The sequence below is a fragment of the Allgaiera indica genome, from assembly GCF_900106675.1.
Taxonomy (GTDB): Bacteria; Pseudomonadota; Alphaproteobacteria; order Rhodobacterales; family Rhodobacteraceae; genus Acidimangrovimonas; species Acidimangrovimonas indica.
The window spans coordinates 188,052-210,357 of record NZ_FNOB01000007.1; the positions used below are offsets into that span (position 1 = coordinate 188,052).

The following is a 22,306-nucleotide window of genomic DNA, read 5'->3' on the forward strand; positions in this document are numbered from 1 at the left end:
CGATGAAAACCCTGCTTGCACGCCTTGCGCTGATCCTGGCGCTGGTCGCGCCGGCCGCGCTGCCGCTGGTGCTGGCCGCGCCCGCGCTGGCGGTGCAGCCCGACGAGATGCTGAAGAACCCCAAGCTGGAGGCGCGGGCCGAGGAAATCTCGAAAGGGCTGCGCTGCCTGGTCTGCCGCAACGAGAATATCGACGATTCCGACGCGGCGCTTGCCCATGATCTGCGGGTGCTGGTGCGCAAGCGCCTGGTGGCGGGCGACACCAACAGCCAGGTGGTCAACTACATCGTCGCGCGCTACGGCGAGTATGTGCTGCTCAAGCCCAACACGCGGGGCGCGAACCTGATCCTCTGGGCCGCAGCGCCCGGGATGCTGCTGCTGGGGTTGGCGATCGCGCTTTACACCCAGCGCCGCCGTCGCCGCATGCCCGACAGCGGCCCCGCGCTTTCCCCCGAGGAACAGCGCCGCCTGGCCGAGATCATGCGTGAGTGACGCTCGGTTCCTCTTTTCCCCGCCCGGCCGCCGCCCTAAGCTGCGCACCGACGCAAGGGAGGGCCGAGATGAGCTATCAGACCATCACCTATGAGGTTGCCGAGGGCATCGGCGTGCTGACGCTGAACCGGCCCGATGTTATGAATGCGCTGACCCAGGTGATGCGCGCCGAAATCCGCGATGCGGTGACGGCGGCACCCCAAAGCGCGCGCGCCCTGGTGCTGACCGGTGCGGGGCGGGGTTTCTGCGCGGGCCAGGATCTGGGCGATCGCAAGGATACCACCGATCTGGACCTGTCGAAGACCCTGCGCGAGGAATATGCGCCGATCCTGCGCGCCATCGCCGACAGCCCGATCCCGACGATCGCGGCGGTGAATGGCGCGGCGGCGGGGGCGGGCGCCAATATCGCCTTGGCCTGCGACGTCGTGATCGCGGCGCAAAGCGCGGTCTTCCTGCAGGCCTTCACCCGGATCGGCCTGATCCCCGACGCCGGCGGCACCTATGCGCTGCCGCGGTTGGTCGGCATGGCCCGCGCCATGGGCGCCGCGCTGTTCGCCGACAAGGTAAGCGCCACCCAGGCCGCCGAGTGGGGCCTGATCTGGGAAGCCGTCCCCGACGACCTTTTCGCTGCGCATTGGCGGGCGCGTGCCGCGCATCTGGCCGCCGGCCCCACCGGTGCCTACACGCGCGTCAAGCAGGCCCTGCGCGCCAGCCCCGACAACGATCTGGACAGCCAGCTGGCGCTTGAGGCCAGGTTGCAGGGCGAATGCGGCCGTTCCGCCGATTTCGCGGAAGGGGTCGCGGCCTTCCTGCAAAAGCGCAAACCTGTCTTCACGGGCCGCTAGCCCGGGTCCCGCGCCAGAGCTACGGGGCCAGAGGTGCGGGCGGGCCCGGCAGCGGCGCCGATCGCGGCTGCTGAAAATGCGGTCACGGCGGCCGGCTTGCAGACAGCCGGCCCGACGCGGCGCGCCCACGGCGCGGCGACGGGCGGGCGTGTGACCGGTGCGCCAAACCCCAGAAACGGGCCATTGCGGCGGCAAATCCGGTGTGCGCGCGATCGGGGAAGAACCGCATGCGCCAGACGCCGGGTACGCCGGATCGGAAAGGCCGTCTTCGCGAACGGCCGCCGCGCTGGCCGATCGGCGGCGCGGTTTCGGCGCCTGGTCAGATGTCGCTTTTCACCAGCCGCAGCGCGGGGCGCGATTTGCCCGGCGGTGGGGTGAAGGCCGGCGGCTGCGGCTCGGCAAACCCTTTCGACCGAAGGCGATCCAGCGCATCGGGCGCGGGCTTGGGGTCGGGGCGCGGGGCGTCAGGCGCGGTGATCTCGAATTCTGTCTGCTGCAGCGCGGCGATGTTCATCCGCCGCGGCGCCCGCCCGATCGACCCTTCGCTGCTTAGGCAGCCCAGCACCAGGGGGTTGTCGCCCCGGTCGTTGACCAGCGGCAACAGCACCATCTGCCCCCCCAGTTCCGGCCGGCCCAGACCGCGCACGGCCTCAAGCTGCAGGCTACAGCGCGTGCCGCCCTGGAACACCTGCTCCAGCGCCTCGGCAAAGCGCTTGCGGCCGTCCGGCTGGATCAGCGTGGTCAGCGGCATTCCCCGCACTTCCATTCCCATCAGATCGTTCAGCCCCATCCCGGCCAGCCGGAAGCGGCCGACCCCCGGCGCGATACGCTCGGCCAGGAAGACCCGATCCAGCGCGGCCTCGATGCCGCGGGGGTCGATCTCGGCGCGCAGGGGCGCCGGGCGGCCGGCGCGCAAAGCCTCCCAATAGCCGATCACCAGCTGGATCAGAGGGTCGTGCCGCATCTGCCGATACTCCCTCAGCGCGATTACCTTGCCCGCGCTGCTTGCCTGCATTCCGCCACCCGGGCGGCCCATCCGATCCGTCGGACCCCAGATCATCTGCTTAACCCTCCGCACCCGCCCCGCGGGGCCGCGCATTGTGGACGGGGTCATGCTCTGTTAACCCTAGTCCGATAATGATTACCCAAGGGTTAACATACACCTTGCGGTGGATCGGGGGGGAAGAAAGTTACAAAATGGTTAACGTCAGGGCGGGCGCCGCATGATCGTTTCGATGACCGGGTTCGCCTCGGCCAAGGGGCAGGGCGCGGGGGCTAGCTGGGCCTGGGACATGCGCGGGGTGAACGGCAGGGGGCTGGATCTGCGGCTGCGCCTGCCCGAGGGCATCGACCGGCTGGAGGCCGCGGTTCGGGCCGAGCTTGGCCGTCGCATCGGGCGCGGCAACGTCAGCCTGACGCTGAAGCTGGCACGCGACAGCGGGGCCAATGGGCTGCGGATCAACCCCGCCGGGTTGCGCGCGGCGCTGGCGGCGTTGGCCCAGATCGACCAGGTCGCGCGGGCGCAGGGTCTGGCCTGCGCGGCGGTCAGCCCGGCCGAAGTGCTGGCGTTACGCGGCGTGGCAGAGACCGGGGCCGACCCCGACGAGGCCGACAGCGCCCCGCTGGTGGCCGCGCTGATGGACAGCCTGGCCGAATTGGTCGATGCCTTCCAGGCGATGCGCGCCGCCGAGGGCGCTGCGCTGGCCAAGGTGATCGAGGACCAGATCAGCCGGATCGCGGACCTCGCGCGTGAGGCCCGCGCGCTGGCCGAGGCCCGCCGCGACCAGATGGCCGAGGCCCTGCGCGCCAACCTTTCGCGGGTGCTGGAAAACACCGCCGCCGCCGATCCCGACCGCGTGGCGCAGGAGCTTGCCCTTCTGGCGGTCAAATCCGACGTGACCGAGGAACTGGACCGGCTTGACGCCCATGTCGCCCAGGCCCGCAAGCTTCTGCGCGCCGAGGGGCCGGTGGGTCGCAAGCTGGATTTCCTGATGCAGGAATTCAACCGCGAGGCCAACACGCTGTGCTCGAAGTCGCAGAATGCGGCGCTCACCCAGGTCGGGCTTGACCTCAAGCTCGTGATCGACCAGATGCGCGAGCAGATCCAGAACGTGGAGTGATCGATGCCGAAGCGGCGCGGCCTGTTGGTGATCCTGTCCTCGCCCTCGGGCGCGGGCAAGTCGACGCTGGCGCGTCGGCTGATGGACTGGGACGCGGGCATGTCGTTCTCGGTTTCCGCCACCACACGCGCGGCGCGGCCCGGAGAGGTGGACGGGCGCGAATATTTCTTCCGTACCCCCGAGGAATTCGCGCGCATGGTCGCGGCGGGCGAGATGCTGGAACATGCCGAGGTCTTCGGCAATCGCTACGGCACGCCCCGCGGCCCGGTCGAGGCGCGGCTGGCCGACGGCCAGGACGTGATCCTCGACATCGACTGGCAGGGCGGGCAGCAGGTGCGGCGCTCGGTGCTGGCGCATGACGTGGTGTCGGTCTTCATCCTGCCGCCGTCGATCGCCGATCTGGAATCGCGGCTGCGCGGACGGGCGCAGGACAGCGACGCGGTGATCGCCGGGCGGATGGCGAAAAGCCGCGACGAGATCAGCCATTGGGGCGAATATGATTACGTCCTGATCAACCGCGAACTGGATCGGGCCGCGGAAGAGCTGCGCACCATCCTGGTGGCCGAGCGGGCGCGGGCCGACCGGCAGCCCTGGCTGAGCGATTTCGTGCGCGGATTGAACGAGGAGTTCGAAGCGCGATGATCTATGAGCTGGACGGGCAGGCCCCGCAATTTCCCGAGGACGGCGATTACTGGGTGGCGCCCGACGCCAATCTGATCGGCCGGGTGGTGCTGGGATCGGCCGCCTCGGTCTGGTTCGGCTGCACCCTGCGCGGCGACAACGAGCCGATCTTGGTCGGCGCCGGATCCAACGTGCAGGAGAACTGCGTCTTCCACACCGACATGGGCTATCCGCTGACGATCGGCGAGAATTGCACCATCGGGCACAAGGTGATGCTGCACGGCTGCACGATCGGCGACGGCAGCCTGATCGGCATGGGGGCGACGGTGCTGAACGGCGCGAAGATCGGCCGCGGCTGCCTGATCGGGGCCGGGGCGCTGATCACCGAAGGCAAGGAAATCCCCGACGGCGCGCTGGTGATGGGCGCTCCTGGCCGCGTGGCGCGCGAACTTGACGCCCCGGCGCGCAAGGCGCTGGCCGACACCGCGCGCCACTATCAGGAGAACATGCGCCGCTTCCGCAAGGGGTTGCGCGCGCTCTGACAGGCGGGGGGCTGTCTGCCCCCCGCACCCCCCGAGAGTATTTGCACCAAGATGAAGGGCCAGGGGGGCTTTCTTTTCTTCATCTTGGCGAAAATACTCCGGGGGAGGCCCGGCCGCGGCCGGGACGGGGGCAGCGCCCCCCCTTGCGGCACCGCAACGATCCGGCTTGCCGCCGTCCCATCCTCGTGTCACCAAGGGCGCGACAGATGGAGATACCGATGACCGATCGCAAGCCGCTCGAAACCCTTGTCCGTCGGGCGCCCTGGCCCGACAGCGTTAGCCGCGCGGTGGGTACGCCCTTGCAGCCTTCGGTCGTCTATGCTTCGGAAAACCCCGATCAACTGGACGCGCAATATGGCGGCGCGGTCGCTGGCTATACCTACGCGCGCGAGGGCCACCCCAACGCCGATGTGCTGGCACGCAAGATCGACATGCTTGAAGGCGCCGAGGGCGGGCTGGTCACCGGCTCGGGCATGGCGGCGGTCACCGCGGCGCTGATGGGCATTCTGGGGGCGGGCGATCATGTGCTGGGGGGCGATCAGCTATACGGCCGGTCGCTTCGGCTGATGACCCAGGACCTGGCGCGCTTCGGCATCGCGACGGGCCTGTTCGACCCCACCGATCCGGCGACGTTGGAGGCCGCGATCCGCCCCGAGACGCGGATGGTCCTGGTCGAGGTGGTGTCGAACCCGACGCTGCGGGTGGCCGATATGGAGGGGATCGCGCGGATCTGCAACGACCGCGGCGTGTTGCTGGCGGTTGACAACACCTTTACCACGCCACGCGGCTACCGGCCCTTCGATCATGGCGCCGATATCGTGATCCATTCGGTGACCAAGCTGCTGGCCGGTCATTCCGACGCGACGCTGGGCTATGTCGCGGCCCGTGATCCGGGCCTGCGCAAGGCGATCTACGATTTCGCCGTGACCACCGGCATGACGCCCAGCCCGTTCGATTGCTGGCTGGCCGAACGCGGGTTGATGAGCTTTCCGCTGCGCTATGACCGCGCCGAGGAAAACGCCCGTGTGCTGGCCGATCACCTGGCCGGGCTGAAGGGCGTACGGCGGGTGGTCTATCCCACCCGTCCCGACCATCCCGACCACAACCGGGCGGTGGCGCTGCTGGGCGCGCGCGGCGGCAACATGGTCTCGTTCGAGCTGGAAGGCGGGCGCGCGGCGGCAAATGCGCTGGTGCGGGCGATGCCCGAGGTCGCCTTTGCGCCGACGCTGGGTGATATCGGCACCACGCTGTCGCATCCCAATTCCTCGTCGCATCGCAATGTCGCACCCGAAGCCCGCGCCCGCGCCGGCATCTCCGAGGGCTTCTTCCGCGTGTCGGTCGGCGTCGAGGAGATCGCGCTGCTGCTGCGCGATTTCAGCGCCGGGGTCGCGGCGGCGTCATAGCGCGGCGATCTCCGGCTCCAGCGTCTCGACCGACATCGCCGGCGCGTGGTCGCGCGCGAAGGCCAGCAATTCGCGGCGCACGAGGCCCGGATTCGGCAATGCCGGAAACAGCACATGCAGCGCGCCGTGCCATTTCAGGCGGCCGAGGCGGTCGATCACCTCGATCGCGTCGAAATCCCGCGCCAGAAGCGGGCAGATCACCATCACGGGCTGGATCCGTCGCAGATGCACCGCGTTCAGTTGCTGCCAGCACAGCCTTTCCGTTTCGCCGGGGGCGGCGCCCGGCAGATCGGCCTCGATCAGTAGAATTCGCGGCATGTCGCGCCCTCCCCGAAAGGTGCGAAGTCCCCGCCCACGAATGCACAGCGTAGCAGGCGGGCGCCACGACGCAAGGGGGCTGGGCGGCGCGGGCGCGCATTCTCCCGCGCCCACCCCCGTCAGCGGGCACGCCAGGCGGTCGCGTGGCGGCTTACGAAGCACAGGCTAGGCAGCTTCGGCACCGCGCGGCCGGCCGGGATGGTCTGGGCGGCGGCGCGGCCGGCGGTAGGGTCGGATCGCGGCGGCAGGTGGCGGCGGTTTACTTGGCAAGGCGTCTGGCGCAGGTTGCGGGCGGCAACGGACGGAGCGCGGCGCATGGAATCGGAACTGGTGACCTCTTTGATCGCGGGGGTGCCGCTGCCCCTGGTTCTGATCGGTGCGGATGAACGGATCCGCGCCGCCAATGGCGGGGCCGAGGCGATCTATGGCCGCGGCCTGACCGGGCGCCATCATGTCACCGTGATGCGCCAGCCCAGCGTGCTGGACGCGGTGGAAAGCACCAAGCGACTGCGCCAACCGGGCCAGGCGCAGATCACCGTCTCGGGCACCGGCGGGCATGAGACGGCCTGGAGCGTGCTGACCGCCCCGGTCGCGGGCGGCGGCGTGCTGGTCAGTTTCGAGGACACCACCGATCTGGTGCAGGCCAGCCAGATGCGTCGCGACTTCGTGGCCAACGTCAGCCATGAACTTCGCACCCCGCTGACCGCGCTTCTGGGCTTCATCGAGACGCTCAAGGGCGCCGCCCGCGACGACGCCGCCGCGCGCGAGCGCTTCCTGGCAATCATGGAGCGCGAGGCGGGCCGCATGAACCGGCTGGTCAGCGATCTGCTTTCGCTTAGCCGGGTCGAGGCCGAGGAACGCGTGCGGCCCTCGTCGCGGGTCGATGTCCTGCGCCGCGTGCAGGCGGCGATGACCACGCTTCGCCCGATGGCCGAGGCCGCGGGCGTCACGATCGAGCTGGACGATCCGCAGGGTGGCCCGGCCGAGGTGTTGGCCGATTCCGATCAGATGTCGCAGGTGTTCAGCAACCTGATCGAGAACGCGGTGAAATACGGCGCCACCGGCCAGCGGGTGACTATCGGCATCCAGCGCGAGGCGCGCGATCCCGGCCTGCGCGGCCCGGCGGTGGTGGTGTCGGTCATCGACCGTGGCGAGGGCATCGAGGCGGTGCATATCCCGCGCCTGACGGAACGGTTCTACCGCGTCGACAGCCACCGCTCGCGCGAGCAGGGCGGCACCGGGCTGGGGCTGGCGATCGTCAAGCATATCGTCAACCGCCACCGCGGCCGGTTTCGCATCGAAAGTGCGCCGGGAAAGGGCAGCCGCTTCACGGTGATCCTGCCGGCGGCGCCGATGTCCTAGGTGGCGCGGCGCGCCCCCGCCGCTGTCATGGATCTGTTGCACTGTCGTCACAAAAGCATTGCGCCGATGTCGTAGAGGGGCTTCAGGGCCGCACCGGGGGGCCGGATCGGTGGCCAGGGTCCGCCGGGTCCCGCAGCGCGAAGGCGCCTTCATTCGGCGGGGCGATCTGCTAGACTTCGGGTCCAGTAGGCCCCACCACGAGACAGCACCGGCCGCGCCGGGCAGGAGAGCAGGACATGACGATCGAAACCACCCATATCGCCGCCGCCTTCGACCGCGACCTGGAGGCGATCCAGGCGATGATCATGAAGATGGGCGGGCTGGTGGAAAGCGCGATCCTGGATGCGTCGCGCGCGCTCGAGACCCGCGACGAGGAACTGGCCGACCGGGTACGCGCCAATGACAAGCTGATCGACGCGCTCGACCAGCAGGTGACGGAAGAGGCTGCGCGGGTGATCGCGCTGCGCGCGCCCACCGCGTCGGACCTGCGCACGGTGCTGAGCGTGATGAAGATCTCGGCCAGCCTGGAACGGGTGGGCGATTACGCCAAGAACCTGGCCAAGCGGTCCACGGTGCTGTCGCAGATGCCGGCGATCGAGGGCGCGGGCGGCGCGATCCGGCGCATGGCCAAGGAAGTCGAACTGATGCTGAAGGATGCGCTTGACGCCTATATCCAGCGCGATCAGGAACTGGCCGCCGACGTGCGCCTGCGCGACCAGGACGTGGACCAGATGTACAACGCCCTGTTTCGCGAATTCCTGACCCACATGATGGAGGATCCGCGCAACATCACGGCCTGCATGCATCTGCATTTCATCGCCAAGAACATCGAGCGCATGGGCGATCACGCCACCACGATCGCCGAACAGGTGATCTATCTGGTCACCGGCAAGATGCCCGAGGAGGCCCGGCCCAAGGGCGATCGCACCTCTTACGCGACGGGCGCGGCGGGGGAGGGCCAGGCCTGATGGCAAACGAAGCCCCTTCCGTTCTGGTGGTCGAGGACGAGCCGGCGCAGCGCGAGGTTCTGGCCTATAACCTAGAGGCCGAGGGCTTTCGGGTAGTCCGGGCCGAGACCGGCGACGAGGCGCTGATGCTGATGGACGAGGAAACCCCCGACATCGTGGTGCTGGACTGGATGCTGCCCGGCGTCTCGGGGATCGAGGTCTGCCGCCAGATCAAGACCCGCAGTGACACGCGTGGCACGCCGATCATCATGCTGTCGGCCCGCTCCGAGGAAGTCGACCGGGTGCGCGGCCTGGAAACCGGCGCCGACGATTACGTCATCAAGCCCTATTCGGTGGTCGAGCTGATGGCCCGCGTGCGCGCCCAGCTGCGCCGGGTGCGGCCCTCGACCGTGGGGGCGGTGCTGGAATTCGAGAACATCAGGCTTGATAGCGAAAGCCACCGTGTCTATCGCGGCTCGGACGTGCTGAAGCTGGGTCCGACGGAATTCCGCCTGCTGGCCACCTTCATGGAAAAGCCGGGCCGGGTCTGGAGCCGCGAGCAATTGCTGGACCGGGTCTGGGGGCGCGACATCTATGTCGATACCCGCACCGTGGATGTCCATATCGGGCGGCTGCGCAAGGCGCTGTGCCAGCATGGCGGCGAGGACCCGGTGCGCACGGTGCGCGGCGCGGGCTACGCGCTGGGGTAGGGCGCGGCAGGCCGGGTTATGCCTGCGTCGCCCGGGTTCTGCCTGCGCCGCCAGTGCGTGCTGCCGCCCAAGCCCGATGCGCCCCGCTGGCGCAGGGCGGGCCGCTGCCCCCCTCCGGGCGGGTAGGCCGCGTGAACTGTGCCTGTCTCGGGTCAGCGCCGGGGCTTGCCGCGCCGTGAAGGGCAAAGCCGCAACCTCAAGCTGCGCCATCCCACGGGCCGCCTACGTGCCGCGCTTGCCCCGCCGCTCAGGCGCAGGCCTGTTTCTCGGCCTGGGCCATGGCTTCGGCGGTGGCCTCCAGCGCCAGCAGGATCGAGGCATGGCGGTTCTTGTAGCTGCGCGCTGGCAGCAGCACCTCTAGCCCGTCGAAGGGCGCGTCGGGCACCGGGCCGTCCTCTTTCAGCATGGCGCGCAGCTGGTCGCGGGCGCGTTCCACCTCGGCGCGGGTCCGGCCGATTACCTGGCCCCCCAGCACCGAGGCCGAGGCCTGCCCCAGCGCGCAGGCCTTCACATCCTGCGCGAAGCGGCTGATGCGGCCGTCTTCGACGTCCAGATCCACCGTCACGGTCGAGCCGCAAAGCGGAGAGCGGCGCTTGACGCTGGCCATGGGCGCCTCGAGCCGGCCGGTGTGCGGAATGTCGGCGGCCAGTTCCAGGATCCGGCCGGAATAGAGTTTGACCAGGTCGGTCTCGTTGCTCATGTCTTTTCTCGCGCAGCTTTGCCCCCTAGATAGTCCGCCAGGCACGCTTTGCAAAGGAACGAAGATGTTCGACCCCGCGACCCTGACCTATGATGCGAATGGCCTGATCCCCGTGATCGCGCAGGAAAGCGCCACCGGAGAGGTTCTGATGATGGCCTGGATGAACGCCGAGGCGGTGGCCAAGACGCTGGAGAGCGGGCGCGTGACCTATTGGTCACGATCGCGTCAGGCGTTCTGGGTGAAGGGTGAGACCTCGGGCCATGTCCAGCGGCTGATCGAGATGCGGGTGGATTGCGACCGTGATAGCCTGCTGGTGTTGGTCGCGCAGGAGGGGCCGGCCTGCCATACCAACCGCCGGTCGTGCTTCTATACCGCGCTGCGGGGCGGCGAGGAGGTGGAGATCCTGCAGCCGATGGCGTGAGCTGCGGGGTTCGGGGCGGGGGGGCTCTGCCCCCCCGGCGCCCCCCCGGAGTATTTTCGCCAAGATGAAAGGGTTCAGTGAGCCACGCGTTCCGGGCCGAGTTGCATCGTCGGCAGCCAGGTCGAGAGCCAGGGGACATAGGTCACCAGGATCAGGAACAGGAAGAGGATGCCGAGGAACGGCGCCGCCGCCCGGACCACGCGCATCACCGACATGCCGGCCACGCCCGAGGTGACGAAGAGGTTCAGCCCGACTGGCGGGGTGATCATGCCGATTTCCATGTTGACGACCATGATGATGCCCAGGTGGATCGGATCTATGCCCAGGCTGATCGCCATCGGGAAGACGATCGGCGCGACGATCACGATCAGGCCCGAGGGTTCCATGAACTGGCCGCCGATCAGCAGGATCAGGTTGACCACGATCAGGAAGGTGATCTGGTTCAGCCCCGCGCCCAGCATCGCCTCGGCGATCTGCTGCGGGACCCGCTGATCGGTCAGCACCTGCTTGAGGATCAGCGCGTTGGCGATGATGAACATCAGCGTGATCGAGAGCTTGCCGGCATCGTAGAGCGCGCGGCGGGTGTCGGCGTGGAAGAAGCCGGTGATCAGCGCCGAGGGCTGACGCCAGAGCGCCACCGGCGGGGCGTTTTCGCGCGCCAGGGGGCCCATGTCGCGGTAGACGAATATCGCGATCAAGAAGGCGTAGACCGAGGCGACGGCGGCGGCCTCGGTGGGCGTGAAGAGGCCGCCGGTGAGGCCGGGGATGCCGTAGATCCCGACCATGATGATGACGATCAGCATCAGGCCCCAGAAGGCGTCGCGGAAGCTGCGGGCGATTTCGGCCCAGCCCTGCCACTGGCCCTTGGGCAGGCCCTTGATCCGGGCGATGATGTAGATCGCGCTCATCAGCATGGTGCCGGCGACGAGGCCCGGGATCACGCCCGCCAGGAACATCCGCCCGACCGAGACCTCGGTCGCGGTGGCATAGACCACCATCACGATCGACGGCGGGATCAGGATGCCCAGGGTACCCGCGTTGCAGATCACCCCGGCGGCGAAGTCGCGCGAATAGCCGATCTGGCGCATCGCCGCGATCACGATCGAGCCGATCGCCACCACCGTCGCGGGCGACGAGCCCGAGAGCGCCGCGAACATCATGCAGGCCAGCACGCCCGCGATCGCCAGCCCGCCGTGCAGGTGCCCGACCAGCGAGATCGAGAAGCGGATGATCCGCCGCGCCACGCCGCCGGTGGACATGAAGGTGGACGCGAGGATGAAGAACGGGATCGCCAGCAGCGTGTAATGGCCCTGCATCGCCTGAAAGAAGGTCTGCGCCACCGAGGCCAGAGAGGCGTTGGATTCCCACAGCAGGAACAGGATCGACGACAGCCCCAGCGCCACCGCGATCGGCACGCCGATCAGCAAAAGCGCGATGATGCCGAGAAAGAGCAGAACGATCGACACGCAGGTTATTCCTTGGGCTCGGGGGCAAGGGCGCGCAGGTCGTCCTCGGCCTCGTGGCTGACGATCAGGCTGGAACGGGTGCCGGTCAGGATGGCCCAGCCGGCCTGCAGGAAACGGATCAGCACCAGCGCCAGCCCGAGCGGCAGGATCAGATAGGGGATCACCCGGGGCATCTTGTCCCAGACCTCGCCCTGGTTGATCCAGGCGGCCAGGAAATCCAGGACATGCGGCATCGGGATCTGTTCGGTGATGTAGAAGGCGCGGTCGCGGGTCTTCCAGTTGATGCCGGTGGGAAACCAGCGCCCGGTGGTCTCGTAGAGCCCGGCGAAGGGGGCCCAGTAATCCCAGGCGCCCTTGAGCATCAGCGCGGCGTAGATCAGGCAAGCGGCGGCTGCGGCCAGGGCCGCGGCGCGGCGGCCGCGATGCGGCAGCGACTGGGTCAGCGCGTCGACGCCCAGGTTTGCCGTCACCCGGATGGTGTGCGAGATGCCGAAGATCACCAGCCAGGCGAAGAGATACAGCACCACCTCCTGCGCCCACAGGATGGTGTGCGGCAGCGTCAGGCCCGACCATTCCTCGAAGGCGAAGGCGGCGGGCAGGTTGAACAGGTAGCGGACGCAGACATTGGCGAAGGTCAGCAGCGTCATCGCCCCCAGGATGAAGGCGATGGCGTTCTCTTCAAATCCGCGCATCCGGCGCGTCTGGTGCTGGGCCATCCTTCCCCCGGGGCCGTGTCGGTCGCGGACGGCCCCGCTGCCGGGGCCGCCCTGGATATGCCGCGCGGGCCTAGTGCTTGGCGTTGATCGCCTGGGCCGCGTCGATGTTGTCCTGGCCCACATCCTTGACGAATTCGGTCCAGACCGGCTTCATCGTCGCCACCCAGGCGGCGCGCTGCTCGGGGGTCAGTTCGCGGATCTTCGATCCGGCGTCGAGGATGTTCTGGCGGTTCTGCGCCTCGATCTCGGTCACGGCGCCGTTGCGGCTGACGGTGACCTCATGCAAGATCGTGGTCAGCTGGTCGCGCACCGCCGGATCCAGCCCGTCCCAGAAATCCGTCGAGGTCACGACCAGATAATCCAGCGTGCCGTGGTTGGTTTCGGTGATGCCGTCCTGGACCTCGTAGAACTTCTGGCCGTAGATGTTCGACCAGGTGTTTTCCTGCCCGTCCACGACGCCCTGCTGCAGCGCCGAATAGACCTCGGAGAACGCCATCGGCTGCGGCGAGGCGCCAAGCGCCTTGATCATCGCCACCAGCACGTCCGAGGGCTGCACGCGGAATTTCAGCCCCTTCGCGTCGGTCGGCTCGATCAGCGGCTTGTTGGCCGAGAACTGCTTCATCCCGGAATGCCAGAACTCCAGCCCCTTCAGGCCGCGACGCTCCATCGAGGATTTCATCTTCTGGCCGGTCTCGGAATTCTGGAATTCGTCCACCGCGGCGATGTTCTTGAACATGAACGGCAGGTCGAACAGCCGGAACACCTTGGTGAAGCTTTCGAATTTCGACAGGCTGGGCGCGGCCATCTGCACGTCGCCCTGCAGCATCGCCTCCAGCACCTTGTCGTCATTGTAGAGGGTCGAGTTCGGGAACACCTCGACGCAGACCTTGCCGTTCATCTCCTTGTTGACGCGGTCGGCGAACATCTGGGCGGCGATGCCCTTGGGATGCTTGGTGGCGTTGGTGACATGGCTGAACTTGATCACCGTCTCGCCCGGATCGCAGGCGCCCTCGGCGCGGGCGGCGGGGGCGGCGACGGTCAGCAGCGCGGCGGTCAGAAGCGCGGTCGGGGCCGCGGCGGTCAGGAATTTCATGGATCCTCCTCCCAGAGGTTGTGGTTCTCGGGGGCGCCTCGCGGGCGCTCTGACCTCACGATGACGTGCGTGGAGGCAGGATCAAGGGTTATATTGACGCGGGCGTGATTTTGCGTGTGTTTTGCGTGAACCGAGACCGCCGGTCACGCGGGACCGGACGCGCGCGCCCTAGGCGCGGCGCGCCGGCCGAGGCAGGGATTCGCGGGGCGCGCGCGGTCCGGATCAGAGGCCGAGCTCGGCCAGGCGGCGTTCCTGGCGGTCGATCAGGAATGCGACTTCGGCAATCGCATCGGGGTTGAGGCCGGCGCCCGGGGCGCGCAGGTCGGCATGTTTGATGGCGCCGCGCAGGGCCAGGATATGCTTGCGGATCGCCAGGCCACGCCCGGGCTGGGCCTCGTAGCGCACCAGCGGCAGATAGGCGTCGAAGATGTCCTGCGCGCGGGCGCGGTCGCCGGCCTGATGGGCGGCCACCACGCCGGCCATCATCTCGGGGAAGGCAAAGCCCGTCATCGCGCCGTCGGCGCCGCGGGCCAGCTCCTCGGGCAGGAACTGGCCGCCGTTGCCGCACAGGATCGACACCCGCCGCGCGCCCCGGTCCGAGGCGCGGCGCAGCGCGCTGATCTTGTCGAGCCCGGGCCAGTCCTCGTGCTTGAGCATCACGCAGGTCGGATGCGCCGCGAAGATCTTGAGCAGCACATCGGGCGCGATCTGCACCCCCGTCACCAGCGGGAAATCCTGCAGCACGAAGGGCGTGTCGCCCAGCATGCGGGCGACATTGCCGTAATAGTCGAGGATCTGGCTGTCGGTGCGCAGGCTGGAAGGCGGCGCCACCATCACGCCGGCCGCGCCCGCCTGCATCGCGCCCGCCGCCAGTTCGGCCATCGCGGCGAAGCCGGGCGCCGAGACGCCCACCACGATCGGCACCGCGCCGGCGACCACTTCGGCCACGCCGCGCACCACCTCCAGGCTTTCGGCCTGGGTCAGCTTCGGCGCCTCGCCCATTACCCCCAGCAGCGTCAGCCCGGTGGCGCCGCGCTGAAGGTAGAATTCGGTCATCGAGGCGACCGAGGCGTGATCGAGCGCGCCATCGGGCAGGAACGGGGTGCAGGCGATGGTGAACACACCATGTGCGGCTTCGCTGAGCATGGGACTTTCCTTTGGGCTTCCGGGCGGCGTGGCAAATGCGCCACGGGCGTCCGGATCATGGGCCAGGGCGGCGAAACCCGCAAGAGGCACGGGTTGAGTTGATCCCCCGCGCTTCCCATATCCGGACCACCCGGTGCGCCGCCGGTCCCGGGCAGGGCGCGGGGACCGGTCGAGGATGCGGCGGGCCCGGTCAAGCCGGAAGCCAAGGGGAGCCGGATGCAAAGCGCGCGTGTTCAGTTCCGCACGGCTTTCGCCGCGACGGCGGTAGGGTTGTGTCTGGCTTTCTGGCTGGGCTGGCAGGCGTCCCACAGCCTGGGCGGCGCGCTGTCGGCGCTGGCGGTCGGGGTGGTGTTGGCGGTGCTGGAAATTTCGCTCAGCTTCGACAACGCGATCGTCAATGCCGGCAAGCTGAAGCAGATGTCCCCGGTCTGGCAGCGGCGTTTCATGACCTGGGGGATCTTGATCGCGGTCTTCGGGATGCGGGTGCTGCTGCCCCTGCTGGTGGTCGCGGTCGCGGCCCATCTGAGCCCGGTGGCGGCGCTGCGTCTGGCGGCCGCCGAGCCGCAGGCCTATGCCCGCATCATGGAGGAGGCGCATCTATCGATCGCGGCCTTCGGCGGCACCTTTCTGATGCTGGTGGGGCTGCGCTATTTCATGGACGAGCACAAGCAGGTGGACTGGATCTCGCGGCTGGAATGCCGACTGCGCGATTGCGCCCGGGTGCGCGGGCTGGAGATCGCCTTCGTGCTGGTTGTGGTGCTGGCCGTCGCCTGGGCGCTGCCGCATCGGGTGGCGGGGGATTTCCTGTTCGCCGCGCTGCTGGGGATGCTGGTCTTCACCGGGGTCGAATTGCTGGGTCATGTGCTGGACGCGGGCGCGGCCGCGCGCGGTGCGGCGGCGGTGGGCGGGCTGGGGGCGTTCCTGTATCTGGAGGTGCTGGATGCGTCCTTCAGCTTCGACGGCGTGGTGGGGGCTTTCGCGCTGACGCAGAACCTGTTCCTGATCGCCATCGGGCTGGGGACTGGCGCCTTCTATGTGCGCGCGTTGACGGTGACCTTGGTCGAGCGCGAGACCCTGGCGCGGTTCCGCTATCTTGAACACGGGGCGTTCTATTCGATCCTGGCGCTGGCGGTGATCATGTATGCGCAAACGCTGGTGGAGATTTCGGAACTGGTCACCGGGGGCCTGGGTGCGGGTTTCATCGGCCTCTCGCTGTTGTCGTCAGTCCGCTACAACCGGCGAATTGCGCACGCGCGTTCGGCGGGGGCCGAGGTTTCGCGAGAGGCCTGAGCCGGGCGCGGCCCTGGCGGCGGGCGCGTTGCGGATCCGGTGCCGGCGTATTTGGGGAACAATGAAAGGGTCAGGGGGCCAGCAGGCTGGCGGCGCGGCGCAGCGCCAGCAGGTAGCCTTCGGTGCCGAAGCCCGCGATCACGCCCTCGGCGCGGCGCGAGACGTAGGAATGGTGGCGGAAGGCTTCGCGCTGGTGGATGTTCGAGATGTGGACCTCGAGCACCAGGCCGTCATAGGCGTTCAGCGCGTCAAGGATCGCCACCGAGGTATGGCTGTAGGCGCCGGGGTTGATGATGATGGCGGCGGCGGTGGCGCGAGCGTCCTGGATCCAGGTGACCAGTTCGCCTTCGTGGTTGGACTGGCGGCAATCGGTGCCGAGGCCCAGGGAGGCTGCGAGCGCAGCGCAGGCGGTCTCGACATCGGCAAGGGTTTCGGCGCCGTAGATCTCGGGCTGGCGCTGGCCCAGCAGGTTGAGGTTCGGGCCGTTGAGGATCAGGACCTGCGGCGCCATGGCTTAGCGCCGCGCCGTCAGGCTGTTCTGCGCGCCCTCGACCACGATACGGCGAATCGCGCGCAGGGCGTTGTTGTCGATATGGGCGGCGACGTTGACCTCGCGCGATTGCGGGGTGGAGACGGGGGTGGCTTCCGGCGGCGGCACCAGCACGAAACGGTAGGTCATCACGCCATGTTCATCGGGCTTGCCGTCGTTGGTGGCCACCAGCTTGCCGTCCCAGTAGCCCTGGGTCGGCGGCAGACCGGTGGCGCGCACGATGGCGCCATCGGGGGTGCGGTTGACGCGCATCGATTGCACCCTTGGCACCAGCGGCCCGGCTGTGCGCGCGGCGGGGTAGCCGCCAGCCGGCGTGAGGACATCCCCCTTGGGCGCGCGGTGCTTGCCCCAGTTGAACGGGTTGATCCGTGACGAGAACGAGCCACAGGCGCTGAGCGTCAATGTGGCCGCGAGCGCGGCAATCAGCGGTGTCTTCATCCCCAAGGCCCTTGTCCCCGTGCCCGTTGCGTCGCCTCTGGGTAGCCCAAAGCGGGCGCTTTGAAAAGCGTCTGCTTGGCGGGATCGGGCGGCTTTGCGGATCGTCGGCCCGGCGGCCCGGGCGCCGCGCTCCGCGTGCCCGGGATATCTGGGCCACATAGAAGGCGGCGCGCGCGCAGGCACGGCTTGCGGGGGAAATGGCGCATCTGTGTGCCAGGGGGTCGCGAGACGGCGGCGGCGGGCGAAAGCGGTGGGCAGATGTCGCCTCCTCTGGACGTTTCGGCGCGCTGCGCTTAGGTCAGGACGAAAAGGAGACGCCGATGGCCAGCCCCGCATTCGAGGAAATCGCCGAGACCTTCGAATTTCTCGACGATTGGGAAGACCGCTACCGCCATGTGATCGAGCTGGGCCGCGAGATGCCGCCGCTTGACGAGGCCTTCCGCGTGCCCGCCACCAAGGTCGACGGCTGCGCCAGCCAGGTCTGGATCCTGCCCAGGATCGAGGGCAGCGGGCCCGATGCCACCTTCGATTTCCAGGGCGAGAGCGACGCGATGATCGTGCGCGGGCTGATCGCCATTCTGCACGCGCTTTATTCGGGCCTCAGCGTGGCCGAGGTGGGCCGGGTCGACGCGCCGGCCGAACTGGCCCGGCTGGGGCTGAACGAACATCTGTCGTCGCAGCGCTCGAACGGGCTGCGTGCGATGGTCGAACGGATCCGCAAGGTTGCCGCCGAAGCCGCGAACTGACGCCGCGCCGGTCGCGTGCGAATTTTCCTTGCAATCCCGCGGCCCGCATCGGACCCTTCCCGCCATGACCGAACCCTGCTCTCCCCGCCTGCGCCTGCGTGTGCTTTTCGGCTCTGACGCGATGCTCGGCCCCGGCAAGGCCGATCTTCTGGAAGCGATCCGCGAGAGCGGCTCGATCTCGGCTGCCGGGCGGGCCATGGGGATGAGCTACAAGCGCGCCTGGTCGCTGGTGGAGGAGATGAACGCGGCTTTCCGCGCGCCGTTGGTCGAAAGCACGCGGGGCGGGGCAAGGGGCGGCGGAGCACACCTCAGCGATCTGGGGCTGCGGGTGCTGAAGGCCTATCGCGGGCTGGAGGAGGACGCCGCCCGGGCCGGCGCGGCGCGGATCGCCGAATTGCAGCGACTGTTGCGCAAGGGTTGAGAGTGGCGAAGCCTTTGGGGCCGCGAGATGGATCGCCGCGCGGATGGAAAGCGCCGCCTGGCCGTTGGTCGCGGGACATACGCGCCGGGGCGCGACCGACGGTGATACCACCCGCTTTGGCATGTGAAACCGCGACGGCCGATGCGACGGTCTTGGGGTTGGTTATGTTTGGCGGGAAATAACGCTTGATCCATCGCGCGCCTCGGGCGATATGTTTGTCGAAACATAATGAAGATCCACGCCACACCCGAAAGGAGCCCGTCATGCCGATCCACCAAGAACCCCGCCGATTCCGTCCCGCCCAACATCGCCGCCCCGTGCTGGCCGTCGCACTGGTCGCGTTGTCCCTGGGTCTGGCCCATCCGGGGCGCGCGGTGGCGGCGGATGCGCTGGTGGCCGTGGCCGCCAACTTTGCGGATGCGGCCAAGGCGATCGCCCAGAAATACGACGCCGAAAGCGGCAACCATATTACGCTCACCGTCGCCTCGACCGGGGTGATCGCGGCGCAGGTTCTCAAGGGTGCGCCGTTCGACGTGATGCTTTCGGCCGATGCGGTGACCCCCGAAGCGCTGGAGAAGAAGGGCCGCGTGGTGACGGGAAGCCGCTTTACCTATGCGGTGGGCAAGCTGGCGCTTTGGGCGCCGGGGCAGGCGCGGATCCCTGATCCCGCCGGCTTTCTGACCGGCGCCGGGCTGGCGCATCTGGCGATCGCCAACCCAAAGCTTGCCCCCTATGGGCAGGCGGCGGAAGAGACTTTGGGCGCGATGGGCATCAAGACGCAGGTCGCGGGCAAGATCGTGATGGGCCAGAACATCGGCCAGACCTTCGCGTTGGTCAAAAGCGGCGCCGCGCCGGCTGGTTTCGTGGCCTATTCATCGTTGAAGGGGCCGACGGCGCCGAAGGGCGGGGCGATCTGGCTGGTGCCGCAGAAGGATTACACCCCGATCCGCCAGGACGCGGCCCTGCTGAGCCACGGCCGTGACAACCCGGCGGCCAAGGGGTTCCTGGCCTTCCTGAAGGGCAAGGCCGCCCAGGCGGTGAAGGCCGAATTCGGCTACGGTCCCGCCTGATGCCCGATCTTGGCGTCGACCTGGGCCCTGTCTGGCTGACGCTGAAGCTGGCCGGGCTGGTGGCGGTGATCCTGGTCGCGCTGGCCACGCCGCTGGCCTGGTGGCTGGCCCATACGCGGGTCCGCGCGCGGCCGGTGATCGAGGCGGTCACCGCGCTGCCGCTGGTGTTGCCGCCGACGGTGCTGGGGTTCTACATCCTGGTCCTCTTCGCCCCCGATACGGCCCTGGGCGGGCTTTGGGTGCGGGCCACGGGCACGACGCTGACGTTTTCCTTCACCGGGCTGGTGTTGGCCTCGATGCTGTATTCGCTGCCCTTCGCGGTGCAGCCGCTGCAGGCGGCGTTCGAGGCCGTGGGCCGTGCCCCGCTGGAGGCCGCCGCGACCCTGGGCGCGGGGCCGCGCGACGCTTTTTTCAGCGTCGCGGCCCCGATGGCGCTGCGCGGCTATCTGACGGCGCTGGTGCTGAGCTTCGCCCATACGGTGGGTGAATTCGGCGTGGTGCTGATGGTCGGAGGCAACATTCCGGGCAAGACCAGGGTGCTGTCGATCGCGATCTACGAACATGTCGAGACGCTGGATTACGCCGGTGCCCAGACGCTTTCGGCCGGCCTTCTGGTCTTTTCCTTCGTCGTGCTGCTGGCGGTCTACACCCTGAACCGCCGTGCGCCGGGGCGGGCCCTGCGATGAGCCTGAGCTTCGACATCGCGCTGTGCTTTCCCGATTTCGCGCTGCAAGTCGCGGCGGAACTGCCCGCGCGCGGCCTTACCGTGCTGTTCGGCCCCTCGGGCAGCGGCAAATCCAGCCTGCTGCGTGTTCTCGCCGGGCTTGAACGCGGCGCCGAAGGCCGCGTCTCGTTTGGCGGCGAGATCTGGCAAGACGGCCGCCGCTTTCTGCCGCCGCATCGCCGCGGCGTGGGCTATGTGTTTCAGGACGCGCGGCTTTTCCCGCATCTCGATGTGCAGGGCAATCTCGACTACGCCGTGCGCCGCGCCCGTGGACGGGGGGCGCGGCCCGATCCCGACGTGGTGGGCGCGGCGCTTGGGCTTGGGCCGTTGATGCGGCGCCAGGTCGCGCAGCTTTCGGGCGGCCAGCGCCAGCGGGTGGCGATCGCGCGCGCACTTCTTTCCTGTCCGCGGGTGCTGTTGATGGATGAGCCTCTCTCAGCCCTCGACGCCGCCGCCAGGGCCGAGATCCTGCCCCATATCGAGGCCCTGCGCGACGCGGCCGGCGTGCCGATCCTTTATGTCACGCATTCGGCAGAGGAACTTGCGCGTCTGGCCGACCGGGTGATGATCCTGCGCGACGGGTGTGTCCGGCGCGAGGGACCGCTGGCCGAGGTGCTCTCAGATCCCGACGCGATCCCGGCGCTGGGGGTGCGCGAGGCGGGCGCCGTGTTGCCCGCGACACTTTCGGCCCATACCGGGGACGGGCTTTCCGTGCTGTCGATCAGCGGCGGAGAACTGGTGCTGCCGCGTGTCGAGGCCGATCCCGGCGCGCGTCTGCGGGTGCGTATCCACGCCCATGAGGTGATCGTTGCGCGCAGGCGCCCCAGCGCGCTTTCGGCGCTCAACATCCTGCCTGCGACGGTGACCCAGGTGCGCCTGGGCGAGGGGCCGGGGGCGGCGGTACAGCTTCGGCTGGGCGAGGACCTGATCCTGGCGCGGATCACGCGTCGCTCGGCGCTTGCGCTGGGTCTGGCGCCGGGGGTCGATTGCTACGCGATCGTCAAGTCGGTCGCGGTGGCGCAGGGCGACGTGGGCGGCTTCAGCGGCGAATGAGGCGGCGGCTCGCCATCGGCCCAAGCGACACTGGCGACGGCGCGCGAACCCTCTGGCGCCGAGCACCGTGACGGGACCAAGCGAAACCCCAAATGCTGGCTTGGGGATCTCACGTTACCGGCTTACGGGATGGAGCGGGTGAGGGGAATCGAACCCTCGTCGTAAGCTTGGGAAGCCCCGGTAGTCTTCGGAAAATATGGTATAATTCCCTGAAGTTCGGGAATTTCTTCGGGACTCCGTATGCTTGGTGTCGGAGCGGGACATCAGCTGGTCGAGGTAATCCTTGGCGTGCGGTCGGCGCGTGTTGCCGAAGGAGCCCAAACAAATTGATCGGAGAGTACGATCAGGCGACCTTTCCGCTAAACGGCATGCCGCCTGGGGAAAGTCGGCAAAGTCACCGCTTCAAACGCCAGGAGCGTAGTTTAACAGTATATCATAATCGGAAGAAACTTGCGAAGGATCAACTTTATAATCTTCGCGATCTCCTGTTAGGGTCAGGACCCATTGATCGGCTTGTGAACTCGGTGCCTCTGTGATTCACACTCCCGAACTGATGGGGGCATGATGAGCACACTTTTCTGGCTGACCGATGAGCAGATGGCGCGGCTTCAGCCTTTCTTTCCAAAGAGTTTCCGAAGGTCAGAAAACGGTCCGGGGGACCGTTTTCCTGAGGATGGGCAAGCCACGGGTCGATGACCGGCGCGTCTTGAGCGGAATAATCTTCATCAATCGCAATGGCTTGCGGTGGTGCGATGCGCCCAAGGAATATGGCCCGCACAAGACGCTCTACAACCGCTGGAAGCGCTGGAGCGACATGGGGGTGTTCGCCAGGATCTTCGAAGGATTGGCCGCGGAGGCGGCGGAACAGACGACGATCATGATTGAAGTGAGCAGGCGAACGCCATGCGTTCGAGTGAGCCTGCGCAAGTACCTCAAGGCGCACCGCACGGCTTCGAGCCTGCGGTCGAAAACGTATGGCCCGCCCCGGTTGCAAGCGATGATTGGCTGACGGCGTGATTAGGGTGAGGACTCATAGCCAATAGATGACAGTTGCGGCAAGGGCGATGGCTGAGAGGAAGACCTTCGGACATCTATCGTATCGTGTTGCGACAC

General features: G+C 68.1%; 25 protein-coding genes and 2 pseudogenes. 17 read left to right on the forward strand and 10 right to left on the reverse strand.

Going from position 1 to position 22,306, the window contains the following annotated elements; all coding sequences use genetic code 11:
- The first annotated feature begins 2 nt into the window (after window positions 1-2).
- Together BLV97_RS08525 and BLV97_RS08530 are read left to right on the forward strand one after the other, a co-directional pair.
- The gene (locus BLV97_RS08525; protein WP_081825114.1) at window positions 3-491 is read left to right on the forward strand and encodes a cytochrome c-type biogenesis protein; all 489 of its coding nucleotides are present in this window, start codon (window positions 3-5) and stop codon (window positions 489-491) included.
- Window positions 492-559: 68 nt separating this feature from the next.
- A complete protein-coding gene (locus tag BLV97_RS08530; protein ID WP_035844236.1) occupies window positions 560-1,336 on the forward strand; it encodes an enoyl-CoA hydratase-related protein in 777 nt (258 codons plus the stop codon).
- Window positions 1,337-1,655: 319 nt separating this feature from the next.
- Here the strand turns inward: BLV97_RS08530 and BLV97_RS08535 are convergent, their stop codons facing one another.
- On the reverse strand, window positions 1,656-2,351 hold the full coding sequence (locus BLV97_RS08535) for a PAS domain-containing protein (RefSeq protein WP_035844234.1): 696 nt from the start codon (window positions 2,349-2,351) through the stop codon (window positions 1,656-1,658).
- A 208-nt stretch (window positions 2,352-2,559) separates the two neighbouring features.
- Between BLV97_RS08535 and BLV97_RS08540 the strand changes: the two genes are divergently transcribed.
- From BLV97_RS08540 to BLV97_RS08555, 4 genes are all read left to right on the forward strand, one after another.
- The gene (locus BLV97_RS08540; RefSeq protein ID WP_035844232.1) at window positions 2,560-3,456 is read left to right on the forward strand and encodes a YicC/YloC family endoribonuclease; all 897 of its coding nucleotides are present in this window, start codon (window positions 2,560-2,562) and stop codon (window positions 3,454-3,456) included.
- Between the two features lie 3 nt (window positions 3,457-3,459).
- Window positions 3,460-4,098 carry a guanylate kinase gene (gmk, locus tag BLV97_RS08545; RefSeq protein WP_035844230.1) on the forward strand — a complete coding sequence of 213 codons (639 nt, stop codon included), beginning with the start codon at window positions 3,460-3,462 and terminating at the stop codon, window positions 4,096-4,098.
- A complete protein-coding gene (locus BLV97_RS08550) occupies window positions 4,095-4,619 on the forward strand; it encodes a gamma carbonic anhydrase family protein (RefSeq protein WP_035844228.1) in 525 nt (174 codons plus the stop codon). Before gmk ends, BLV97_RS08550 begins: the two co-directional genes overlap by 4 nt.
- 218 nt (window positions 4,620-4,837) lie before the next feature.
- Complete coding sequence (locus BLV97_RS08555) at window positions 4,838-6,022, forward strand: trans-sulfuration enzyme family protein (RefSeq protein WP_035844288.1); 1,185 nt, start codon at window positions 4,838-4,840, stop codon at window positions 6,020-6,022.
- Here the strand turns inward: BLV97_RS08555 and BLV97_RS08560 are convergent.
- Complete coding sequence (locus tag BLV97_RS08560; protein WP_035844226.1) at window positions 6,017-6,340, reverse strand: hypothetical protein; 324 nt, start codon at window positions 6,338-6,340, stop codon at window positions 6,017-6,019. The genes BLV97_RS08555 and BLV97_RS08560 overlap by 6 nt on opposite strands.
- A gap of 315 nt (window positions 6,341-6,655) precedes the next feature.
- Between BLV97_RS08560 and BLV97_RS08565 the strand changes: the two genes are divergently transcribed.
- The 3 genes from BLV97_RS08565 (at window position 6,656) to phoB (ending at window position 9,359) form a co-directional block, all read left to right on the forward strand.
- Window positions 6,656-7,702, forward strand: a complete 1,047-nt coding sequence (locus BLV97_RS08565; RefSeq protein WP_035844224.1) for a sensor histidine kinase — start codon at window positions 6,656-6,658, stop codon at window positions 7,700-7,702.
- Between the two features lie 236 nt (window positions 7,703-7,938).
- Window positions 7,939-8,670, forward strand: a complete 732-nt coding sequence (phoU, locus tag BLV97_RS08570) for a phosphate signaling complex protein PhoU (RefSeq protein WP_035844222.1) — start codon at window positions 7,939-7,941, stop codon at window positions 8,668-8,670.
- Window positions 8,670-9,359, forward strand: coding sequence for a phosphate regulon transcriptional regulator PhoB (gene phoB, locus BLV97_RS08575; protein ID WP_035844220.1), 690 nt, complete (start codon window positions 8,670-8,672; stop codon window positions 9,357-9,359). The genes phoU and phoB overlap by 1 nt, the downstream gene beginning before the upstream one ends.
- 247 nt (window positions 9,360-9,606) lie before the next feature.
- Here phoB and BLV97_RS08580 read toward each other — a convergent pair whose 3' ends face one another.
- Window positions 9,607-10,059, reverse strand: a complete 453-nt coding sequence (locus tag BLV97_RS08580) for an iron-sulfur cluster assembly scaffold protein (protein WP_035844218.1) — start codon at window positions 10,057-10,059, stop codon at window positions 9,607-9,609.
- A gap of 64 nt (window positions 10,060-10,123) precedes the next feature.
- On the opposite strand from BLV97_RS08580, the gene hisI reads away from it, so the two are divergent.
- Complete coding sequence (gene hisI, locus BLV97_RS08585) at window positions 10,124-10,480, forward strand: phosphoribosyl-AMP cyclohydrolase (RefSeq protein ID WP_035844216.1); 357 nt, start codon at window positions 10,124-10,126, stop codon at window positions 10,478-10,480.
- 74 nt (window positions 10,481-10,554) lie between these two features.
- On the opposite strand, the gene BLV97_RS08590 is transcribed toward hisI, so the two are convergent.
- The 4 genes from BLV97_RS08590 to BLV97_RS08605 form a co-directional block, all read right to left on the reverse strand.
- Window positions 10,555-11,946, reverse strand: coding sequence for a TRAP transporter large permease (locus BLV97_RS08590; RefSeq protein WP_035844214.1), 1,392 nt, complete (start codon window positions 11,944-11,946; stop codon window positions 10,555-10,557).
- A 5-nt stretch (window positions 11,947-11,951) separates the two neighbouring features.
- The gene (locus tag BLV97_RS08595) at window positions 11,952-12,662 is read right to left on the reverse strand and encodes a TRAP transporter small permease (RefSeq protein WP_051646158.1); all 711 of its coding nucleotides are present in this window, start codon (window positions 12,660-12,662) and stop codon (window positions 11,952-11,954) included.
- Window positions 12,663-12,732: 70 nt separating this feature from the next.
- Window positions 12,733-13,755 (reverse strand): TRAP transporter substrate-binding protein, encoded by a 1,023-nt coding sequence (locus BLV97_RS08600; RefSeq protein WP_035844210.1) that lies wholly within the window; start codon window positions 13,753-13,755, stop codon window positions 12,733-12,735.
- 222 nt (window positions 13,756-13,977) lie between these two features.
- The gene (locus BLV97_RS08605) at window positions 13,978-14,901 is read right to left on the reverse strand and encodes a dihydrodipicolinate synthase family protein (protein WP_035844208.1); all 924 of its coding nucleotides are present in this window, start codon (window positions 14,899-14,901) and stop codon (window positions 13,978-13,980) included.
- A 216-nt stretch (window positions 14,902-15,117) separates the two neighbouring features.
- Here BLV97_RS08605 and BLV97_RS08610 point away from each other — a divergent pair, with 216 nt between their 5' ends.
- Window positions 15,118-16,191 carry a DUF475 domain-containing protein gene (locus tag BLV97_RS08610; protein ID WP_035844206.1) on the forward strand — a complete coding sequence of 358 codons (1,074 nt, stop codon included), beginning with the start codon at window positions 15,118-15,120 and terminating at the stop codon, window positions 16,189-16,191.
- A gap of 70 nt (window positions 16,192-16,261) precedes the next feature.
- Here the strand turns inward: BLV97_RS08610 and aroQ are convergent, their stop codons facing one another.
- Window positions 16,262-16,702 (reverse strand): type II 3-dehydroquinate dehydratase, encoded by a 441-nt coding sequence (gene aroQ, locus BLV97_RS08615; RefSeq protein ID WP_035844204.1) that lies wholly within the window; start codon window positions 16,700-16,702, stop codon window positions 16,262-16,264.
- Window positions 16,703-16,705: 3 nt separating this feature from the next.
- Entirely contained in the window at window positions 16,706-17,179 is a 474-nt protein-coding gene (locus BLV97_RS08620; RefSeq protein WP_035844202.1) for a hypothetical protein, read from the reverse strand.
- A 320-nt stretch (window positions 17,180-17,499) separates the two neighbouring features.
- On the opposite strand from BLV97_RS08620, the gene BLV97_RS08625 reads away from it, so the two are divergent.
- From BLV97_RS08625 to BLV97_RS08650, 6 genes and pseudogenes are all read left to right on the forward strand, one after another.
- Window positions 17,500-17,925 carry a SufE family protein gene (locus BLV97_RS08625; protein ID WP_035844200.1) on the forward strand — a complete coding sequence of 142 codons (426 nt, stop codon included), beginning with the start codon at window positions 17,500-17,502 and terminating at the stop codon, window positions 17,923-17,925.
- A gap of 64 nt (window positions 17,926-17,989) precedes the next feature.
- Window positions 17,990-18,346 (forward strand): winged helix-turn-helix domain-containing protein, encoded by a 357-nt coding sequence (locus BLV97_RS08630; protein ID WP_035844196.1) that lies wholly within the window; start codon window positions 17,990-17,992, stop codon window positions 18,344-18,346.
- Between the two features lie 263 nt (window positions 18,347-18,609).
- Window positions 18,610-19,416 (forward strand): molybdate ABC transporter substrate-binding protein, encoded by an 807-nt coding sequence (gene modA, locus BLV97_RS08635; protein ID WP_081825112.1) that lies wholly within the window; start codon window positions 18,610-18,612, stop codon window positions 19,414-19,416.
- Window positions 19,416-20,102, forward strand: coding sequence for a molybdate ABC transporter permease subunit (gene modB / locus BLV97_RS08640; RefSeq protein WP_035844194.1), 687 nt, complete (start codon window positions 19,416-19,418; stop codon window positions 20,100-20,102). The genes modA and modB overlap by 1 nt, the downstream gene beginning before the upstream one ends.
- Complete coding sequence (gene modC / locus BLV97_RS08645) at window positions 20,099-21,193, forward strand: molybdenum ABC transporter ATP-binding protein (protein WP_035844192.1); 1,095 nt, start codon at window positions 20,099-20,101, stop codon at window positions 21,191-21,193. Before modB ends, modC begins: the two co-directional genes overlap by 4 nt.
- Before the next feature lie 564 nt (window positions 21,194-21,757).
- A pseudogene (locus BLV97_RS08650) lies at window positions 21,758-22,181 on the forward strand (transposase); the annotation flags it as partial.
- Window positions 22,182-22,223: 42 nt separating this feature from the next.
- On the opposite strand, the pseudogene BLV97_RS20710 reads toward BLV97_RS08650, so the two are convergent.
- A pseudogene (locus tag BLV97_RS20710) lies at window positions 22,224-22,306 on the reverse strand (IS5/IS1182 family transposase); the annotation flags it as partial.

What these genes read in the sequence shown, in the direction of transcription:
- BLV97_RS08525 (WP_081825114.1), top strand. Translation starts at nt 3, where the DNA reads ATGAAAACCCTGCTTGCACGCCTTGCGCTGATCCTGGCGCTGGTCGCG.
- BLV97_RS08530 (WP_035844236.1), top strand. Translation starts at nt 560, where the DNA reads ATGAGCTATCAGACCATCACCTATGAGGTTGCCGAGGGCATCGGCGTG.
- BLV97_RS08535 (WP_035844234.1), bottom strand. Translation starts at nt 2,351, where the DNA reads ATGCAGGCAAGCAGCGCGGGCAAGGTAATCGCGCTGAGGGAGTATCGG.
- BLV97_RS08540 (WP_035844232.1), top strand. Translation starts at nt 2,560, where the DNA reads ATGATCGTTTCGATGACCGGGTTCGCCTCGGCCAAGGGGCAGGGCGCG.
- gmk (WP_035844230.1), top strand. Translation starts at nt 3,460, where the DNA reads ATGCCGAAGCGGCGCGGCCTGTTGGTGATCCTGTCCTCGCCCTCGGGC.
- BLV97_RS08550 (WP_035844228.1), top strand. Translation starts at nt 4,095, where the DNA reads ATGATCTATGAGCTGGACGGGCAGGCCCCGCAATTTCCCGAGGACGGC.
- BLV97_RS08555 (WP_035844288.1), top strand. Translation starts at nt 4,838, where the DNA reads ATGACCGATCGCAAGCCGCTCGAAACCCTTGTCCGTCGGGCGCCCTGG.
- BLV97_RS08560 (WP_035844226.1), bottom strand. Translation starts at nt 6,340, where the DNA reads ATGCCGCGAATTCTACTGATCGAGGCCGATCTGCCGGGCGCCGCCCCC.
- BLV97_RS08565 (WP_035844224.1), top strand. Translation starts at nt 6,656, where the DNA reads ATGGAATCGGAACTGGTGACCTCTTTGATCGCGGGGGTGCCGCTGCCC.
- phoU (WP_035844222.1), top strand. Translation starts at nt 7,939, where the DNA reads ATGACGATCGAAACCACCCATATCGCCGCCGCCTTCGACCGCGACCTG.
- phoB (WP_035844220.1), top strand. Translation starts at nt 8,670, where the DNA reads ATGGCAAACGAAGCCCCTTCCGTTCTGGTGGTCGAGGACGAGCCGGCG.
- BLV97_RS08580 (WP_035844218.1), bottom strand. Translation starts at nt 10,059, where the DNA reads ATGAGCAACGAGACCGACCTGGTCAAACTCTATTCCGGCCGGATCCTG.
- hisI (WP_035844216.1), top strand. Translation starts at nt 10,124, where the DNA reads ATGTTCGACCCCGCGACCCTGACCTATGATGCGAATGGCCTGATCCCC.
- BLV97_RS08595 (WP_051646158.1), bottom strand. Translation starts at nt 12,662, where the DNA reads ATGGCCCAGCACCAGACGCGCCGGATGCGCGGATTTGAAGAGAACGCC.
- BLV97_RS08600 (WP_035844210.1), bottom strand. Translation starts at nt 13,755, where the DNA reads ATGAAATTCCTGACCGCCGCGGCCCCGACCGCGCTTCTGACCGCCGCG.
- BLV97_RS08605 (WP_035844208.1), bottom strand. Translation starts at nt 14,901, where the DNA reads ATGCTCAGCGAAGCCGCACATGGTGTGTTCACCATCGCCTGCACCCCG.
- BLV97_RS08610 (WP_035844206.1), top strand. Translation starts at nt 15,118, where the DNA reads ATGCAAAGCGCGCGTGTTCAGTTCCGCACGGCTTTCGCCGCGACGGCG.
- aroQ (WP_035844204.1), bottom strand. Translation starts at nt 16,702, where the DNA reads ATGGCGCCGCAGGTCCTGATCCTCAACGGCCCGAACCTCAACCTGCTG.
- BLV97_RS08620 (WP_035844202.1), bottom strand. Translation starts at nt 17,179, where the DNA reads ATGAAGACACCGCTGATTGCCGCGCTCGCGGCCACATTGACGCTCAGC.
- BLV97_RS08625 (WP_035844200.1), top strand. Translation starts at nt 17,500, where the DNA reads ATGGCCAGCCCCGCATTCGAGGAAATCGCCGAGACCTTCGAATTTCTC.
- BLV97_RS08630 (WP_035844196.1), top strand. Translation starts at nt 17,990, where the DNA reads ATGACCGAACCCTGCTCTCCCCGCCTGCGCCTGCGTGTGCTTTTCGGC.
- modA (WP_081825112.1), top strand. Translation starts at nt 18,610, where the DNA reads ATGCCGATCCACCAAGAACCCCGCCGATTCCGTCCCGCCCAACATCGC.
- modB (WP_035844194.1), top strand. Translation starts at nt 19,416, where the DNA reads ATGCCCGATCTTGGCGTCGACCTGGGCCCTGTCTGGCTGACGCTGAAG.
- modC (WP_035844192.1), top strand. Translation starts at nt 20,099, where the DNA reads ATGAGCCTGAGCTTCGACATCGCGCTGTGCTTTCCCGATTTCGCGCTG.